The sequence below is a fragment of the Microbacterium sp. STRO-2N genome (assembly GCF_057747775.1).
Map to the genome: position 1 here is coordinate 1313717 of NZ_CM173223.1, position 16781 is coordinate 1330497.

Annotated in this window: 14 protein-coding genes; 11 read left to right on the plus strand and 3 right to left on the minus strand. The window is 71.5% G+C overall.

What is annotated here, in order from left to right:
- Window positions 1-39 precede the first annotated feature (39 nt).
- Entirely contained in the window at window positions 40-3975 is a 3936-nt protein-coding gene (hrpA, locus tag AC3ANN_RS06005; protein ID WP_488340080.1) for an ATP-dependent RNA helicase HrpA, read from the minus strand.
- Between the two features lie 74 nt (window positions 3976-4049).
- On the opposite strand from hrpA, the gene AC3ANN_RS06010 reads away from it, so the two are divergent.
- From AC3ANN_RS06010 to AC3ANN_RS06035, 6 genes are read left to right on the plus strand one after another with little or no spacing between them, the layout of a single operon-like run.
- On the plus strand, window positions 4050-4739 hold the full coding sequence (locus AC3ANN_RS06010) for a hypothetical protein (protein WP_488340081.1): 690 nt from the start codon (window positions 4050-4052) through the stop codon (window positions 4737-4739).
- Complete coding sequence (locus tag AC3ANN_RS06015) at window positions 4732-5028, plus strand: winged helix-turn-helix domain-containing protein (RefSeq protein ID WP_488340082.1); 297 nt, start codon at window positions 4732-4734, stop codon at window positions 5026-5028. Before AC3ANN_RS06010 ends, AC3ANN_RS06015 begins: the two co-directional genes overlap by 8 nt.
- Entirely contained in the window at window positions 5025-5972 is a 948-nt protein-coding gene (locus AC3ANN_RS06020; protein WP_488340083.1) for an ABC transporter ATP-binding protein, read from the plus strand. The genes AC3ANN_RS06015 and AC3ANN_RS06020 overlap by 4 nt, the downstream gene beginning before the upstream one ends.
- Window positions 5969-6745: an ABC transporter permease gene (locus AC3ANN_RS06025; protein WP_488340084.1), complete on the plus strand. Its 777-nt coding sequence runs from the start codon at window positions 5969-5971 to the stop codon at window positions 6743-6745. The genes AC3ANN_RS06020 and AC3ANN_RS06025 overlap by 4 nt, the downstream gene beginning before the upstream one ends.
- Before the next feature lie 41 nt (window positions 6746-6786).
- Entirely contained in the window at window positions 6787-7623 is an 837-nt protein-coding gene (locus tag AC3ANN_RS06030) for an aldo/keto reductase (RefSeq protein ID WP_488340085.1), read from the plus strand.
- An 18-nt stretch (window positions 7624-7641) separates the two neighbouring features.
- Window positions 7642-9483 carry a thioredoxin domain-containing protein gene (locus AC3ANN_RS06035; protein WP_488340086.1) on the plus strand — a complete coding sequence of 614 codons (1842 nt, stop codon included), beginning with the start codon at window positions 7642-7644 and terminating at the stop codon, window positions 9481-9483.
- Window positions 9484-9489: 6 nt separating this feature from the next.
- Here AC3ANN_RS06035 and AC3ANN_RS06040 read toward each other — a convergent pair whose 3' ends face one another.
- Window positions 9490-11178 carry a dolichyl-phosphate-mannose--protein mannosyltransferase gene (locus AC3ANN_RS06040; protein WP_488340087.1) on the minus strand — a complete coding sequence of 563 codons (1689 nt, stop codon included), beginning with the start codon at window positions 11176-11178 and terminating at the stop codon, window positions 9490-9492.
- A gap of 23 nt (window positions 11179-11201) precedes the next feature.
- Between AC3ANN_RS06040 and rsmI the strand changes: the two genes are divergently transcribed.
- From rsmI to AC3ANN_RS06055, 3 genes are all read left to right on the plus strand, one after another.
- On the plus strand, window positions 11202-12020 hold the full coding sequence (gene rsmI, locus AC3ANN_RS06045) for a 16S rRNA (cytidine(1402)-2'-O)-methyltransferase (RefSeq protein WP_488340088.1): 819 nt from the start codon (window positions 11202-11204) through the stop codon (window positions 12018-12020).
- Window positions 12021-12108: 88 nt separating this feature from the next.
- A complete protein-coding gene (gene metG / locus AC3ANN_RS06050; protein WP_488340089.1) occupies window positions 12109-13683 on the plus strand; it encodes a methionine--tRNA ligase in 1575 nt (524 codons plus the stop codon).
- Window positions 13684-13794: 111 nt separating this feature from the next.
- Window positions 13795-14712, plus strand: coding sequence for a TatD family hydrolase (locus tag AC3ANN_RS06055; protein ID WP_488340090.1), 918 nt, complete (start codon window positions 13795-13797; stop codon window positions 14710-14712).
- Between the two features lie 45 nt (window positions 14713-14757).
- Here AC3ANN_RS06055 and AC3ANN_RS06060 read toward each other — a convergent pair whose 3' ends face one another.
- Window positions 14758-14913: a hypothetical protein gene (locus AC3ANN_RS06060; protein WP_488340091.1), complete on the minus strand. Its 156-nt coding sequence runs from the start codon at window positions 14911-14913 to the stop codon at window positions 14758-14760.
- Window positions 14914-15116: 203 nt separating this feature from the next.
- Between AC3ANN_RS06060 and AC3ANN_RS06065 the strand changes: the two genes are divergently transcribed.
- A complete protein-coding gene (locus AC3ANN_RS06065) occupies window positions 15117-16412 on the plus strand; it encodes an RNA polymerase sigma factor (RefSeq protein ID WP_488340092.1) in 1296 nt (431 codons plus the stop codon).
- Window positions 16409-16768 carry a YciI family protein gene (locus tag AC3ANN_RS06070; RefSeq protein WP_488340093.1) on the plus strand — a complete coding sequence of 120 codons (360 nt, stop codon included), beginning with the start codon at window positions 16409-16411 and terminating at the stop codon, window positions 16766-16768. Before AC3ANN_RS06065 ends, AC3ANN_RS06070 begins: the two co-directional genes overlap by 4 nt.
- Window positions 16769-16781 lie beyond the last annotated feature (13 nt).

Here is a 16781-nt window from a genome sequence, read left to right on the forward strand (position 1 = left end):
ACGGGCGCAACCCGGGTTCGCGACGACGATATTCCCGCATCAGGCGGCCAGGGCCTTCTGGATGCGCGGGAGCGACACCGGCTCGGCTGTGCCGAGCGACTGCGCGAACAGGCTCACGCGGTACTCCTCGAGCAGCCACCGCGCGTGCACGAGCGAGGCGGGCGCGTCCACCTCCGGCGGGACGGTGCCGCCGGCTTCCGCGTACAGCGCCGTGGCGCGCTCGAACTCGGTCATGCGCTGGCGGTCGCGCCCCGGGTTGTCGGACAGCGTGCGCACCCGGTCGAGGGAGCCGCGCAGATAGCGGGGGAGGTGCGTCAGGCGCGCCGTGCCTGTGCGGGCGACGAATCCCGGGAACACCAGGCCCGCCACCTGCCCCTTGACGTCGTTGAGCGCGCCGAGGAGCGTGAGGGAGTTCTGATCGCGGATCGCCCGCTCGACGTCGCGGGCCGCGGTGAGGATCCGTGCGGTGAGCGACACCGTCTGGAACAGCTCGTCGACGACCGACGCCGAGAAGGCGTCGCGCACCGCCTCGAACCCGGCTCGCGTGCGCACCGCGGCATCCGGCGCGATGCGCGCGATGACGGCATCCGCCACCGCCACGCGCGCGTCCTCGATCAGCGCCTTCGCCGACGGGTAGGGGGATGCCGCCAGCGCCAGCTTCTCGGCGGAGGTCAGGTGCTCGAGCACATACGCCGTGGGCGATGCGACCGACAGCAGCACGAGCCGCCGGACGCCCGCACGGGTCGCACGCGCCGCGGCCTCGGGCGTGGACTCGATGCGGAGGGCCACCGACGTCCCCTCGTCGACGATCGCCGGGTAGCCGCGCACCACGCCGCCCGCCACGCGCGTGTCGACGATCTCGGGCAGGTCGCCGAACGACCAGTCGGTGAGGCCGGTGCGCTCGGCGAATCCCCCGGCTGCGCCCGTCGTCGGCGCCGCGCCCTCGGGCGCGCGCGGCGCCGGGCCCTTCTTCGCGCGCTCGGTCTGCTGTGCGCGCGGCGAGGTCAGCGAACGCGACACCGACGCGCGGACGCGATCGGCGAGCCGCTGCTGCAGCGCCGCGAGGTCGCGATCCGAGCCCACCGTCCGGCCGCGCTCGTCGACGGCCCGGAACGACAGCTGCAGGTGGCCGGGGACGCGCTCCATGTCGAAGTCCGCCGCCGTCACCGGCTGGCTCGCCACCCGCTGGATGCGCGCAGCCAGGGCGTCGCGCAGACTCGTCGCCGGGAGGCCGTCGCGGGCCTCGGGTCCCTGCCCGGCGAGGTCCTGCGCGAACGTCGCCGCCCAGTCCGCCGCCGGCACGACATGGCGCCTGATCGCCTTGGGAAGCGAGCGGATGAGCGCCGTGACGAGCTCGTCGCGCATTCCCGGCACCTGCCAGTCGAAGCCGTCCGGGCGCAGCTGAGCGAGGAGTGCGAGCGGCACGATCGCCGTGACCCCGTCGTCGGGCGCACCCGGCTCGAACCGGTACGCGAGCGAGAGCACCTGATCGCCCTGGCGCCACCGCGCCGGGAAGTCGCGCTCGTCGCCGCGCGACGCCTCGTCCACCAGGTCGGCCTCGGTCATGTCGAGCAGTCGCGGCGTGCGGGACGAGGCATCCCGCCACCAGGCCTCGAAGGAGCGCACGTCGAACACGTCGCGCGGGATGCGGGCGTCGTAGAAGCGGTACACCGCCTCGTCGCCCACGAGGATGTCGCGGCGGCGCTCGCGCTCCTCGACCTTCTCGAGGCGTCGGCGAAGTTCGAGGTTGCGACGCTCGAACGCCGTCAGGCTCTTGCCGAGGGCAGCGGAGTCCCAGTCGCCCTCGACGAGCGCGTGGCGAAGGAAGAGCTCCCGCGCGAACGGGCGGTCGAAGCGGGCCAGCTGCACGCGGCGGCGGGGGATGATCTCGACGCCGAACAGCGTGACCTTCTCGTAGGCGGATGCCGCGCCCGCCGTCTTCGACCAGTGCGGCTCGCTCAGCTGACGCTTGGCCAGATCGCCGGCGAGCGGTTCGGCCCATGCGGGGTCGATCGCGGCGACGGTGCGGGCGAAGAGCCGGCTCGTCTCGACCAGCTCGGCCGCCATGACCGCCTGCGGCCGCTTCTTCTTCAGTCCCGACCCGGGGAAGATCGCGAACCGCGCGCCACGCGCGCCGACGTACTCGGCCTTCGGCGGCCGGGCACCGCCGGGCGCGCGGCGGTCCTTCGGCGGCTGCAGCGTGCGCTCGTCCAGCACGCCGATGTGTGACAGCAGGCCCGACAGGATCGCCTTGTGGATCTCGTCGGGATCGGCGGTTCCGCCGCCGGCCCCGCGGGAGGCGCCCGCGAGCGAGCTGAGCTGACGGTGCACGTCGGCCCACTCGCGCACGCGCACGTAGTTGAGGTGCTCAGCGCGGCACAGCCGGCGGAAAGCGCTCGAGCCGAGTTCCGCCTGCTGCTCCTGCAGGTGGTTCCACAGGTTCAGCAGCGTGAGGAAGTCGCTCGCCGGGTCGGTGAACCGCGCGTGCAGACGGTCGGCCTCCTCGCGACGCTCCTCAGGCCGTTCGCGCACGTCCTGGATCGACATCCCCGCGACGATCACGAGCACGTCGTGCAGCACCCCGCCGCGCCGCGCCTCGACGATCATCCGCGCGAAGCGGGGGTCGATCGGCAGACGCGAGATCTCGCGGCCCAGCTCGGTCAGCCGCGGGCCGCGGTCGGTCTCGCCCCTCGGCCGGTCCTCGACCGCGCCGAGCTCCACCAGCAGATCGAACGCGGCCTTCACGCCCCGGGAATCGGGAGGCGTGAGGAAGGGGAACGACGAGATGTCGCCGAATCCGAGCGACAGCATCTGCAGGATGACCGACGCGAGGCTCGTGCGCAGGATCTCGGGCTCGGTGAACTCGGGGCGGGACTGGAAGTCCTCCTCCGCGTACAGGCGGATCGCCACACCGGGGCTGGTGCGCCCGGCTCGCCCGGAGCGCTGCTGCGCCGATGCCTGCGAGACGGGCTCGATCGGCAGGCGCTGGATCTTGCTGCGGTTGCTGTAGCGCGAGATGCGCGCGGTGCCCGTGTCGACGACATAACGGATGCCGGGCACTGTGAGGCTCGTCTCGGCCACGTTCGTCGCGAGGATCACGCGGCGGCGGACTCCCGCCACGCCGGAGCGCTCGAACACGCGGTGCTGCTCGGCCGATGACAGCCGCCCGTAGAGCGGCAGCACCTCGGTGGGCGCGACATCCTTCGCGTACATGCCGCGCACGGCATCCATCGCATCGCGGATCTCGGCCTCGCCGGGGAGGAACACCAGCACGTCGCCGGCGGGCTCCCGGTCGAGCTCTCGCAATGCCGCGGTGATGCCGTCGACGTCGTCGCCGCCGTTCTCGTCGCCGCCGCCCGCGCTCGACCGCGGGGGCCGAAAGCGGATCTCGACGGGATACGTGCGTCCCGAGACCTCGACGATCGGGGCGGGGTTGCCGTCGCGATCGGCGAAGTGGGCGGCGAAGCTCTCGGGGTCGATCGTGGCGCTCGTGACGATGACCTTGAGGTCGGGGCGCTTGGGCAGGATGCGCTTCAGGTACCCGATCAGGAAGTCGACGTTGAGCGATCGTTCGTGGGCCTCGTCGATGATGATCGTGTCGTAGCGGCGGAGCGTCCGGTCGCGATGGATCTCGTTGAGCAGGATGCCGTCGGTCATGAGCGCGATGCGCGTATCGGGCGAGACCTTGTCGGTGAAGCGGACCTTGTAGCCGACCACGCCGCCGAGGGGGACCTGCAGCTCTTCGGCGATGCGCTCCGCGATCGAGCGCGCCGCGATGCGGCGCGGCTGCGTGTGGGCGATGCGTGTGCGCCCGAGCTCCAGCGCGATCTTGGGAAGCTGTGTCGTCTTTCCCGACCCCGTCGCGCCCGCGACGATCACGACCTGGTGATCGCGGACGGCGCGCGCGATCTCGTCCCGCGCGGCGCTGACAGGCAGCTCGGGCGGATACGAGATGACGGCTTCGGGCGCGGGCATAGCCCTCCATCGTATGGCCACGCGATGATGCAAAGGTATTGACATAGAAGAGAACTTTGCAGTACAAAGTAGTCATGATCCAGAACGAAGTCCCCCGCTCGACCGACGACGAGCCGCTCGACCCGGCCGCGATGCTCGCGCTCGTCGAAGACCAGCGCCGCAGCGTCGTGGGTCAGATCGCCTCGTTCGTGCCCGCGATCCTCACCATGTGGGGGCTCGTGTGGCTCGTCGGCTTCGGCGCCCTCTGGCTCATCGACGGGCTGGCGCCTGCGTTCTCCCTTCCGCTCCGGCTCGCCGTCGCGATCTTCGTCGGGCTGCTCGTCGCCGCGATCGTCGTGTCGGCCGTGCTCGGCGCCCGGTCCGGCCGCGGGCGGCGCGGGAATCGCGGGGAGGCGTTCTCGGGGATCGTCTACGGCGTGAGTTGGGCGGTGGGCGGCGTCGCGATCGTCGGGTTCGCGCAGGGGCTGTCTTACAACGGGATGCCGGCCGGCCTCGCCACCGTGTTCTATCCGGTGGCATACGCCCTGTTCGCGGGGCTCATGTACGTCATGTCGGCCGCGCTGTGGCGCGCCGTGCCGATGCTCGTGCTGGGCCTGTGGACGATCGTCGTGGCGTTGGCCGCCCCCTTCTTCGGCGTGCCGACCCACTACCTGGTGCTCGCGCTCGGCTGCGGTCTCGGGTTCCTCGCCCTCGCGGTCGTGTCGTCCGTGCACCTGGCCCGCCTGCGCGGGCGTGCGACCGGCAAGGACCTCGGCCGTGGCTGATCTCGACCCCGTCATCCACGCGCAGGGGCGGCTGCGGATCATGGCGAGCCTGTCGACCCTGACCCCGGGGGAGCAGATCACGTTCCCCCGCCTGCAGGAGCTCCTCGACATGACGGCCGGCAATCTGTCCACCCACGCGCGCAAACTCGAGGAGGCCGGGTACGTCCAGGTCGAGAAGGCGCATCGCGGTCGGACCCCCGTCACCTACCTCGCGCTGACCAAGCAGGGCCGGCGCGCGTTCGAGGACTACACAGAGGCCCTGCGCTCCGTGCTGGGAGAACTGCCATGACGCTTGCCCGCTTCGATCACGCGACCCGCCGCTACGGCGACGTCGTCGCAGTCGACGACGTGACACTCGACCTCGAACCCGGCGTGCTCGTCGGGCTGCTGGGCCCCAACGGCGCCGGCAAGACCACGCTGCTCTCGCTGTTGCAGGGTCTTCGCCGTCCGACCTCGGGCACCGTGACCCTGTTCGGCGGCGACCCCCGCGATGCGCGCAACCGACGCGCGCTGGGATCCACGCCGCAGGAGACGGCGCTGCCCGAGACGCTCCGCGTCGGCGAGGTGATCGACTACGTCGGCGGTCACTTCGGCGACCGCGTCCCGACCGCCGACATCGCCTCGCAGTTCGGTATCGAGGGACTGCTCCGTCGGCAGTGCGGATCGCTCTCCGGCGGGCAGAAGCGCCGCCTCGCGGTGGCGCTCGCGTTCGTCGGCCGGCCGCGGTTGGTGCTCCTCGACGAGCCCACCACCGGCCTCGACGTCGACGCGCGCCGAACGCTGTGGGAGGCTATCCGCCATCAGCACGAGGCGGGCGCCACGGTCGTGGTGACCAGCCACTACCTCGAGGAGATCGAGGCGCTCGCGCAGCGCGTCCTCGTGATCGGCGACGGCGTCCTGATCGCCGACGACTCCGTCGAGCGCATCCTCGCCCGCGTGGGTGTCAGCCACGTGCGCGTGCGCACCACCGAGCCCGTGCGCCTCGCGCAGCTGCCGGGCGTGGTGCATCACCGCAGCGAAGACGACCGCGAGGTTCTCGCCGTAGACGACGCCGACGCGTTCGTGCGCGATCTCGTGGGCAGCGGCATCGACTTCCGCGACCTGACGGTGCGAGGCGCGACCCTCGAAGAGGCATTCCTCGCCCTCACCGGCGCCGACCGCTCGACGCGGGCCGGTGCGCCACCCTCGAACGCGGGGGCGATGACAGCCGCAAGCCAGGAGACACGATCATGACCGCGATGACGGCATCCGTCCCATCGGTGTGGCGCCTGACGCGCCTGCACGCCCGCTACCTGCTCCTCGAGACGCTGCGCGTTCCGATCGCCGTGATCGGCTCCCTGGTCTTCCCCGCCCTGGCACTGCTGTTCTTCGTCGTGCCGCAGCGGGCGGCCGCCGAGGATCCGGTGATCGCCACGTCGGCGGTCATCTCCCTGTCGGTGTTCGCCGTGATGTCGAACGCCCTGTTCAGCTTCGGACTGAACATCGCCGAGAGCCGCGAGAAACCGTGGGATCCGTACCTGCGAACCCTTCCCGCGCCGGGTCTCGCGCGCGTGCTCGCCCAGATCCTCTCCACCGGCGCGCTCGGCCTCGTCGCCGTTCTTCCCGTGATCCTCATCGGCGCGCTGTTCACGGCGGCGGAGGCGACCGTGCTCGCCGTCCTCGCCGGACTCGTCGCGCTCGCGGTCGCGTCGCTGCCGTTCATGCTGATCGGCACCGCGATCGGCTATGCGCTGCCCTTCAAGGCGGCGATCGCGGTGATCCAGATCGTCATGTTCGGCCTCGCGTTCATCGGGGGGCTGTTCCTGCCTCCGTTCCTCTTCGCCGACTGGCTCAACACCATCTCGATGTTCACGCCGTCGCGGCAGGCCCGCGAGTTCGTCATCTGGGCGGTCGCCGGCGGCACGCTGGAGTGGTGGGTCTGGTGCGGCATCGTGGCGTGGACGGCGGTCTCGCTGATCGCGGCGCTCCTGCTGTTCCGTCGCGACGAGGGCCGCCGCTACCGCTGACTCCGACCCCGGCGAGGGCGCTGCGCTCGTAGGCTGGAGGCATGACAGTCCCTGACGTGACCCTCAACGACGGCAACACCATTCCCCAGCTCGGCTACGGCGTCTTCAAGGTGCCGCCGGCCGACACGGAGCGGGCCGTCGCCGAGGCCCTCGAGGTGGGCTACCGCCACATCGACACCGCCGCGATCTACGGCAACGAGCAGGGCGTGGGCGCCGCGATCGCCGCGAGCGGCCTCGCACGCGACGACCTCTTCGTCACGACGAAGCTGTGGAACGACCGCCACCACGACGACGAGCCGCACGCCGCGATCCGCGAGAGCCTCGACAAGCTCGGGCTCGAGCGCGTCGACCTGTATCTCGTGCACTGGCCGACCCCCGCGAAGGACGACTACGTGCACGCGTGGGAGAAGATGATCGAGATCCGCGAGGCCGGACTCAGCCGCAGCATCGGCGTGTCGAACCACCTGGTCGCGCACCTCGAGCGCATCGTCGCGGCGACCGGCGTCGTTCCCGCCGTGAACCAGATCGAGCTGCACCCCGCGTACCAGCAGCGCGAGATCACCGAATGGGCGGCGGCGAACGACGTGAGGATCGAGTCGTGGGGCCCGCTCGGACAGGGCAAGTACGACCTGCTCGGTGCCGCGCCCGTCATGGCCGCCGCGGCCGCGCACGGCAGGACTCCCGCTCAGGCGGTCCTGCGCTGGCACCTGCAGAAGGGCTTCATCGTCTTCCCGAAGTCGGTGCGCCGCGAGCGCCTCGAAGAGAACCTCGACGTGTTCGGGTTCGAGCTCAGCGACGCCGAGATGGCCGCGATCGACGCGATGGATCCGGGCGACGGCTCGGGCCGCGTCAGCTCGCACCCCGATGAGGTCAACTGATCGTGAGGGCGTGATGCCATGAATCCTCGTCTCGCGGAGGCGACGAGCCCGTACCTGAGAGCCCACGCGGGCAATCCGGTCGCGTGGTTTCCGTGGGGCGAGGACGCGTTCGCGGTCGCGCGCGAGCGCGACGTGCCCGTCATGGTGTCGATCGGCTATTCGACGTGCCACTGGTGCCATGTCATGGCACGGGAGTCGTTCGAGGATGCCGAGACCGCTGCCGACCTGAACGCCGGGTTCGTCAGCGTCAAGGTGGACCGCGAGGAGCATCCCGAGGTCGACGCCGCCTACATGGCGGCGGCTGCCGCATTCTCGCGGAGCCTCGGCTGGCCGCTCACGGTCTTCGCGACGCCCGACGGCAAGCCGTTCTACGCCGGCACGTACTTCCCGCCCGAGCCGCGCGGCGGCATGCCGTCGTTCCGTCAGGTGCTCGCCGCGGTGCGCGAGGCCTGGACCGAGCGGCGCGGGGAGGTCGACACGACGGCGGATGCCGTGGTCACCGCCCTCGCCGACGCCCGCACCGCGGGCCCGCCCGCGTCGGGTGTGCCGACCGCGGACGGGATCGCCGCCGCGGCGCGCGCGCTCGCCGCGCGCGAGGATCCGCGCCACGGCGGGTTCGGCGACCCGGGCACGCACGCCCCGAAGTTCCCTGTGGCGACGGCGCTGCGCTTCCTGCAGGCGCGGGTCGTGCGCGAGCGCGCGCCCGACGCGGCTGCGGTCGCCGATCGCGCGCTCGCCGCGATGGCGGACTCCGAGCTGCGCGACCGGGTCGAGGGCGGCTTCTTCCGGTACGCGACCCGGCCGGACTGGACGGTGCCGCACTACGAGCGCATGCTCACCGACAACGCGCAGCTGCTCGATGTCGCCATGGACGCCGGGGCGATCGAGGTCGCGCGCGGCGTCGCGGCGTTCTTGACCGACGTGCTCCAGCAGCCGGGCGGCGGCTTCGGCGCTGCACAGGACTCCGAGTCGTGGATCGACGGCAGACGCAGCGAGGGCGGCTACTACGCGCGGGACGCCGCGGGCCGGGCGGGGCTCGAGCCCCCGGCGGTCGACGGCAAGGTCGTCACGGCGTGGAACGGTCTCGCGATCGGCGCGCTCGCGCGGGCAGGCGCGCGTGTCGCCGAGCCGGCGTGGGTCGAGGCTGCGCGATGGGCCGCCGACGCCGTGCTGCAGACGAACGTCGACCGGGACGGACGACTCGTGCGCGCATCGCTCGACGAGATCGCCTCGCGTGCGTCGGCGACGTTGGCCGACTACGGCGATCTCGCCGCCGGGCTCGTGGCGCTCGCGGTGGCCACGGGCGAGGTCGCCTACGCCGTCCGCGCGCGGGAACTGGTCGCGGCCTGCGTCGCCCCGGACGGCACGATCGCGGTGCCGGGCGGCGGCGATCCGGTGCTGTCTGCGCAGGGTGTCGGGGCGCCGGATGCCGCGTCCGATGCCGATGAGCCTTCCGGGGTGGCCGCGCTCGCCGACGCCGCGTGCGCGCTCTGGCTCGCAGACGGGAGCGAGGAGCACCGGGCACTTGCGGAGCGCCTCGTCGGATCCCACGCGCGCGCCGCGCTCGCACAGCCCCTCGCGTACGGCGCGCTGCTGCGCGTCGCCGCGACGCTCGCGGTCGCGCCGCGCCAGGTCGTCGTCGTCGCTCCGACGGCCGCGGACCCTCTCGCGGACGCGGCCCGCGGCATCCGTGCCGACGTCGTCGCCGTGGTCACGCCCGCCCAGGCGCAGGCGTGGACGGATGCCGGATTCTCGCTGTTCGCCGAGAAGTCGATGCGCGGCGACGCGGCGACCGCCTACGACTGCCGCGACTTCGCGTGCCGACTGCCGGTCACCGACCCCGCCGACCTCGTGGCGTGAGACCGGTCAGATCCAGCCCGGCATCCAGTTGTGCAGACGCCAGAAGTCGTACGGCACGTTCATCGCCGAGATGACCGGGTACCAGAAGGCGGACAGAGCGAGCGCGACGCCGAGGAACACGAGGACGAGGCGCTGACCGGTGAGCCGACGGTGCGCGCCGGCCCCGGGCGGCCCGGCGATGTCCTGCAGGGCGAACGTGAGCGCGAGCAGCATGAACGGCAGCGTGAGCACGGTGTAGAACTGGAAGACCGTGCGGTCGGGGAAGAAGAGCCACGGCAGGTAGGTGGCGGCGACGCCGGTCAGCACCAGCGCGTGGCGCCAGTCGCGCGCCACGACGAACCGATACGCCAGGTAGAGCACGGCCGCGACGCCGGCGTACCAGATGAGCGGGTTCGGGATGCTCGAGACGACCTCCGAGCAGCCGTTGGCTGCCCCGCATCCGTTCTCGCCGAAGGCATCGTGGTGGTAGTACATGCCTGTCGGTCGAAGCAGCAGCGGCCACTGCCACGCCGGGCTCTGATAGCTGTGGTCGGCGACGATCTGCGACGCCGCGTTGTACATCGTGACGTGGTTGATCCACAGGCTCTGCAGAGGCAGCGGGACCCAGGCGAACAGGCCCGTCGCCGGGGCGGCGTCGGCCGAGTGCCGGTCGTAGCCGCCATCGGTCACGAGCCATCCCGTCCAGGAGGCGACATAGACGACCAGCGCGATCGGCACGAAGAGCACGAACGTCACGGCACCCTGACGCACGGCGTCGGTGGGCCACAGCAGCACGCCCGCGCGTCGGCGAGCCAGGGCGTCTGTGACGACGAGGTACACGCCGAGCGCCGCGAGCACCCACACTCCCGACCACTTCACGGCGGTCGCGGCACCCAGGGCCGCGCCCGCCGCGACGATCCATGGGCGGTTCCACAGCACGGGCCCCCACCTCGGCGGCTCGTCGCCCGAGTACCTCGCCGCGACGGTCTGAGCGATCCGCGTCATCGTGCGTTCGCGATCGACCACGATGAAGAGCACCGCGAGCAGCACGAAGAACGTCAGAGGCGTGTCGAGCAGAGCGACGCGGCTCATCGAGATCGCCAGGCCGTCCACCGCCATGAGGAGGCCCGCCACGACCGCGAACGTCGTCGAGCGGGTCAGCCGCTTCGCGATCAGCATCAGCACCAGCACGGCCGCGGTGCCCAGCAGCGCTGTGGTGATGCGCCAGCCCCAGCCGGACTCGGGGCCGAGCACCATCATTCCGATCGCGATGATCCACTTGCCCAGCGGCGGGTGCACGACGAACGCCGGATCGGTCGAGAACGTGTCGACATGACCCGACAGGAAGCGCTGGTTGGCCTCGGACGGCCACTGCACGCCCTCCCAGTCGCCGAAGATGATCTGCTCGGTGGCGTCCGTCGGCCACGCGCCCTCGTAGCCCAGCCGCGACAGCGTCCACGCGTCCTTGACGTAGTACGTCTCGTCGAACTGGTTCATGAGGTCGTGCGCCGCGCCGAGGTTCCACACGCGCAGCACGCCGGCCAGCAGCACGACGAGCGCGGGACCGAGCCACGCGTACAGGCGCCGCGCGCGCCCGTCCTCGTTCACACGGTGCGCGAAGCGGTCGTACAGGCTCAGGCGTGCCGGGGGGAGGAGCGGTGCGGCGGGCGGTTCGGCGCTGTGCTGGTCGACAGCGGGCCGGGGGGCGTCCGTCACCCGGCCAAGTCTAGGCTGAGGGCGTGATCATCCTCGTCGCGACGCCCATCGGCAACCTGGGGGATGCCTCGCGCCGGCTCGTGCAGGCGCTCGAGGAGGCCACCGTCATCGCCGCCGAGGACACGCGCACGACACAGCGCCTGCTTGCCGGGCTCGGCGTGGCGAACCGCCCGCGCCTCATCGCGCTGCACGACCATAACGAGAAGGACCGCGCGCCCGAACTCGTCGAGCTCGCACGCAGCCAGGACGTCCTGCTGCTCAGCGACGCCGGCATGCCCACCGTCAGCGATCCGGGCTACGGCGTCGTGGCGGCGGCTGCGGCGGCGGGCGTCGCGGTGACGGCGATCCCGGGGCCGAGCGCGGTCGTGACCGCGCTCGCCGTGTCGGGCCTGCCGACCGACCGGTTCACGTTCGAGGGATTCGTCGGGCGCAAGCGGGGTGAGCGGCTCGCGGCGTTCCGCGCCCTGGCCGGCGAACCCCGCACGATGGTGTTCTTCGAGGCACCGTCCCGCGTCGCCGCGACCCTCGCCGACATGGCCGCCGAGTTCGGCGCAGACCGGCATGCGGCCGTGTGCCGCGAGCTGACGAAGCTGCACGAGGAGGTCGCGCGGGGGACTCTCGCCGAGCTCGTGGACTGGGCAGCGGCCGGTGTCCGCGGTGAGGTCGTGATCGTGGTGGCCGGCGCCGCCGCGCGCGCCGTCGCGTTCCCCGACGCCGTGACCCAGGTGCTCGAGCTCGTACGGACCGGCTCGCGCCTGAAGGATGCCGCCGCCGAGGTGTCGGCGCACACGGGGCACTCGAGCCGCGAGCTGTACCAGGCTGCGCTCGCCGTTCGCGGCTGAGTGTTACGAAGTCGCCGCCTCGGGAGCACGAGCGGGGGCCTCCTGTCACAGCGGAGGGCGCGGCATCCGCGCTGACTAGAATCTTCGAGTGACCTCCGGCCCTTCGTCCTTCTACATCACGACGCCGATCTACTACCCGAGCGACGTGCCTCACATCGGGCACGGCTACACCACCGTCGCGGTCGACACGCTCGCGCGCTGGCACCGCCAGGCGGGCGACGACACGTGGATGCTCACGGGGACCGACGAGCACGGCCAGAAGATGCTGCGTGCTGCGAGCGCGAACGGCGTGACGCCGCAGCAGTGGGTCGACAAGCTCGTGAGCGAGTCGTGGTTCCCGCTGCTGAAGACGCTGGACGTCGCCAACGACGACTTCATCCGCACGACCCAGGAGCGCCACGAGCGCAACGTGCAGGTGTTCTTCCAGGCGCTGTACGACCGCGGCTACATCTACGCGGGCGAGTACGAGGCGCTGTACTGCGTCGGCTGCGAGGAGTTCAAACCCGAGGCCGAGATCGTCGACGGCACCGGCCCCTTCGAGGGCCTGAAAGTCTGCGCGATCCATTCCAAGCCGCTGGAGCTCCTGCAGGAGAAGAACTACTTCTTCAAGCTGAGCGAGTTCCAGGACAAGCTGCTGGAGCTCTACAAGACCGACTTCATCCAGCCCGAGTCGGCGCGCAACGAGGTGGTGTCGTTCGTCAAGCAGGGGCTGAAGGACCTTTCGGTGTCGCGCTCGACGTTCGACTGGGGCATCAAGGTGCCATGGGACGAGTCGCACGTCATCTACGTGTGGATCGATGCGCTGCTCAACTACGCCACCGCCGTCGGCTACGGCACCGACCCCGAGCAGTTCGAGCGCCGCTGGCCCGCGTACCACGTCGTCGGCAAGGACATCCTCCGCTTCCACGCGGTCATCTGGCCCGCGATGCTGATGGCTGCGGGCGTCGACGTGCCGCGCGGCGTGTTCGCCCACGGCTGGCTGCTGGTCGGCGGCGAGAAGATGTCGAAGTCGAAGCTCACCGGCATCGCCCCGACCGAGATCACCGACGTGTTCGGATCGGACGCCTACCGGTTCTACTTCCTCTCGGCGATCGCGTTCGGGCAGGACGGATCCTTCTCGTGGGAGGACCTCTCGGCCCGCTACCAGGCCGAGCTCGCCAACGGCTTCGGCAACCTGGCGTCGCGCACGACGGCGATGATCGAGCGCTACTTCGAGGGTGTCGTGCCGCCGCCGGCCCAGTACCTCGAGGCCGACCTGCGGATCCAGAAGACGGTGGCGGATGCCGCGGCCGCCGCCGACGCCGCGATCGAGCGATTCCGCATCGACGAGGCGATCTCGTCGGTCTGGACGATCGTCGACGCGCTCAACCACTACATCACCGAGAACGAGCCGTGGGCGCTCGCGAAGGACGACGCCCAGCGGTCGCGGCTGGGGACGGTGCTGTACACGGCGGCGGAGGGCCTGCGGGCGCTCGCGGTGCTGCTGTCGCCGGTGATGCCGGAGTCGACCGAGAAGCTGTGGATCGCGCTCGGGGCCGCCGAGTCGCTCGGCCGCCTGCACGACCAACCGATCCGCGAGGCCGGCGCGTGGGGCGCTCTGAAGCCCGGCACGTCGGTGAACGGCCTGGCCCCGCTGTTCCCGCGCGTCGAGCAGCCGGTGTGACCCCGTCCCGGTGGATCGCGTCCCGCTTTCTCCCCTTCGTGTCCCACTTTCCGCCATTCCCGGGGCCGCCAGCGAGCGAAAGCGGGACACGGATGAGTGCGAGGAGAAGGCATGAGTGAACGGGCTGTACCGTACCCGGCCGGCGGTGCGGACCCATCGCAGTACGTCCGCGCCCGAACGCAGGATGGCAGGCGCGACGTGCGATGGCCCGAGCCGCCCGAGCCGCTCGCGGTGCCGGTGTACGACAACCACGCGCATCTCGAGATCGAGGACGGCGAGGTCGGACTCGCTCTCGACGAGCAGCTCGAGCGCGCCGGCGAGGTCGGCGTGATCGGCGTCGTGCAGGCCGGTGGTGACATCGACTCGAGCCGCTGGTCGGCGTGGGCTGCGGCATCCCACCCGCGTGTCCTGGCGGCGGTCGCGATCCACCCGAACGAGGCCCCGGCGTATGCCGCGACCGGGCGCCTCGACGAGGCGATCGCGGTCATCGACGAGCTGGCGGCCCAGCCTCGCGTGCGGGCGATCGGCGAGACCGGGCTGGACTTCTTCCGCACCGACGACGACGGCCGTCCGGCGCAGCTCGAGAGCTTCGAGGCGCACATCGCGCTGGCCAAGAAGCACGGCATCGCGATGCAGATCCACGACCGCGACGCGCACGACGCCGTGCTCGAGACCCTCGAGCGGGTGGGCGCGCCCGAGCGCACCGTGTTCCACTGCTTCTCGGGCGACGCCGAGATGGCGACGATCGCGGGCGAGCGCGGGTACTACCTGTCGTTCGCGGGCAACATCACGTTCAAGAACGCCCAGAACCTGCGCGACGCGCTCAAGGTGACGTCGCGCGAGCGCATTCTGGTCGAGACGGATGCCCCGTTCCTGACGCCGACGCCGCACCGCGGTCGCCCGAACGCGCCGTACCTGATCCCGGTGACCGTGCGCTTCATGGCCGCCGAGCTCGGCGTCGACCTCGACGAGCTGTGCGCGCAGCTCGCCGCGAACACGCTCGAGGTCTACGGCTCGTTCCAGGACTGAGCCGGCCGCCGTCGACCGAGCGCGGGCCGACACCTGCGCAGGACGTCAGCCGCCGATGCGGATTCCGACGCCTGCCGGCATCGAGAGGAGCACGTCCGCGAGGTCGCTCCAGAACCCGTGGCGCGCCGCCCGCGCGTCGAGCGGCTCGCGGTGTTCGTCCGTAGACGCGTGATCGTCTGCGCTGCGCAGTTCGTCGTACATCGGTCGGCCTTCCGTCGACGGGGTGGACCGGGGCGACCCACCCTCGACATGGCTACGATCGGCCACGGCGGGTTTCGACCGTTCCTGCGGGTTCCGTCTCCTCGTGCACTTTCTGCGCACGCGCTGTCGAATCGACGGGGTTCCGTTCGTAGCTGTCATGAGAGTCGCCGCAGCGACGCACCGGCCAGAGGAGGGCGAACCCGATGACGCGCGACGTCGACGCGGTGGTCACCCGCGTGCACCGTGAGGAGTGGGCGCGGATCATCGCGGGCCTGACCCGCCGCTACGGCGATCTCGACATCGCGGAGGAGTCGGCGGGGGAGGCGTTCGCGACCGCGGTCGAACGGTGGCCGCGCTACGGCGTGCCGCCGAACCCGGGGGCGTGGATCACCACGACCGCGCACCGCAAGGCGATCGACCGTCTGCGGCGCGAGGCCCGCCGCGACGAGCTGCAGCAGGAGGCGTTCATGCTGAGGGACGAGTCGCCCGCCGACCCGGTCGGCGCGGTCGAGGACGACCGGCTGCGGCTGGTGTTCACGTGCTGCCACCCCGCGTTGTCGATCGAGGCGCAGGTGGCGCTCACACTGCGCATCGTCGGCGGTCTCACCGTGGCCGAGATCGCGCACGCGTTCCTCGTGCAGGAGACGACGATGGGTCAGCGCATCAGCCGCGCGAAGGCGAAGATCCGGACCGCGCGCATCCCGTACCGCGTTCCCGAGCAGGAGGATCTGCCCGCCCGAGTCGACGGCGTGCTCGCCGTGCTGTACCTGATCTTCAACGAGGGGTACCTCGCCTCGGGCGCCGGCTCGGATCCGATCCGGCGCGATCTCACCGGGGAGGCGATCCGGCTCACGCGCCTCGTCCGCGACCTGCTGGCCGACGGATCTCCCGAGCGGGGCGAGACGACAGGGCTGCTGGCACTCATGCTGCTGACCGAGGCGCGCGCCGGGGCGCGGGTCTCGGGGGACGGCGAACTGGTGCGGCTCGACGAGCAGGATCGCGCGACGTGGGATCGTGCGCTGATCCGCGAAGGGCTCGCGCTCGTGGACGAGGGGGAGGATGCCGTCGCCCACGGCATCGGCAGGCTCGGTCGCTACGGGATGCTGGCCCGCATCAACGCCGTCCACGCCCGCGCGGCCCGTGCGCGGGACACGGAGTGGTCTCGGATCGTGGCGCTCTACGGGCTGCTCGAACGCGTCGATCCGAGCCCCGTCGTGACGCTCAACAAGGCGATCGCGGTGTCGGAGTTCGACTCGCCCGAGGTGGGCCTCGCCATGGTCGAGCGGCTCGGCGACGCACTCGGCGGGCACCACGCGTTCCACGCGGCCCGAGCCGAGCTGCTGCTCCGCGTCGGCCGCGTCGGCGATGCCCGCGCCGCATACGACCGCGCGATCGAGCTGGCGGGCAACACCGCCGAGGTCGCTCACCTGGCACGCCGTCGCGCCCGGCTCGCGGCATCCGTCTCGCACCATCCCGATCCACAAGGAGGACCATCGTGACTCAGCAGTACCTCGTGATCCACATGACCGACGCGTCCGGCTCGCAACTGGCGCAGGACGACGACCGGCGGATGCTGGAATCCTGGGCGAAGGAGGGCGAGGACGCCGGCCGGCTCGGCACGGGCGCACCGGTCGCGGGCGCCGAGCACGCGAAGTCCGTCGTCGTGCGAGACGGCAGCGTGCTCGTCACGGACGGGCCCTTCCCCGAGTTCAAAGAGTGGTTCGCCGGCTACGACCTCATCGAGGCGGATTCGATCGACGAGGCCGCGGCGTACATGGCGAAGCATCCCACCGCCGTGCTCGGGAGGATCCTGATCCTGCCCCTCGTCACGCTCCCGTGGGAGCACGACGCCTAGCGGTCGGGGGTCG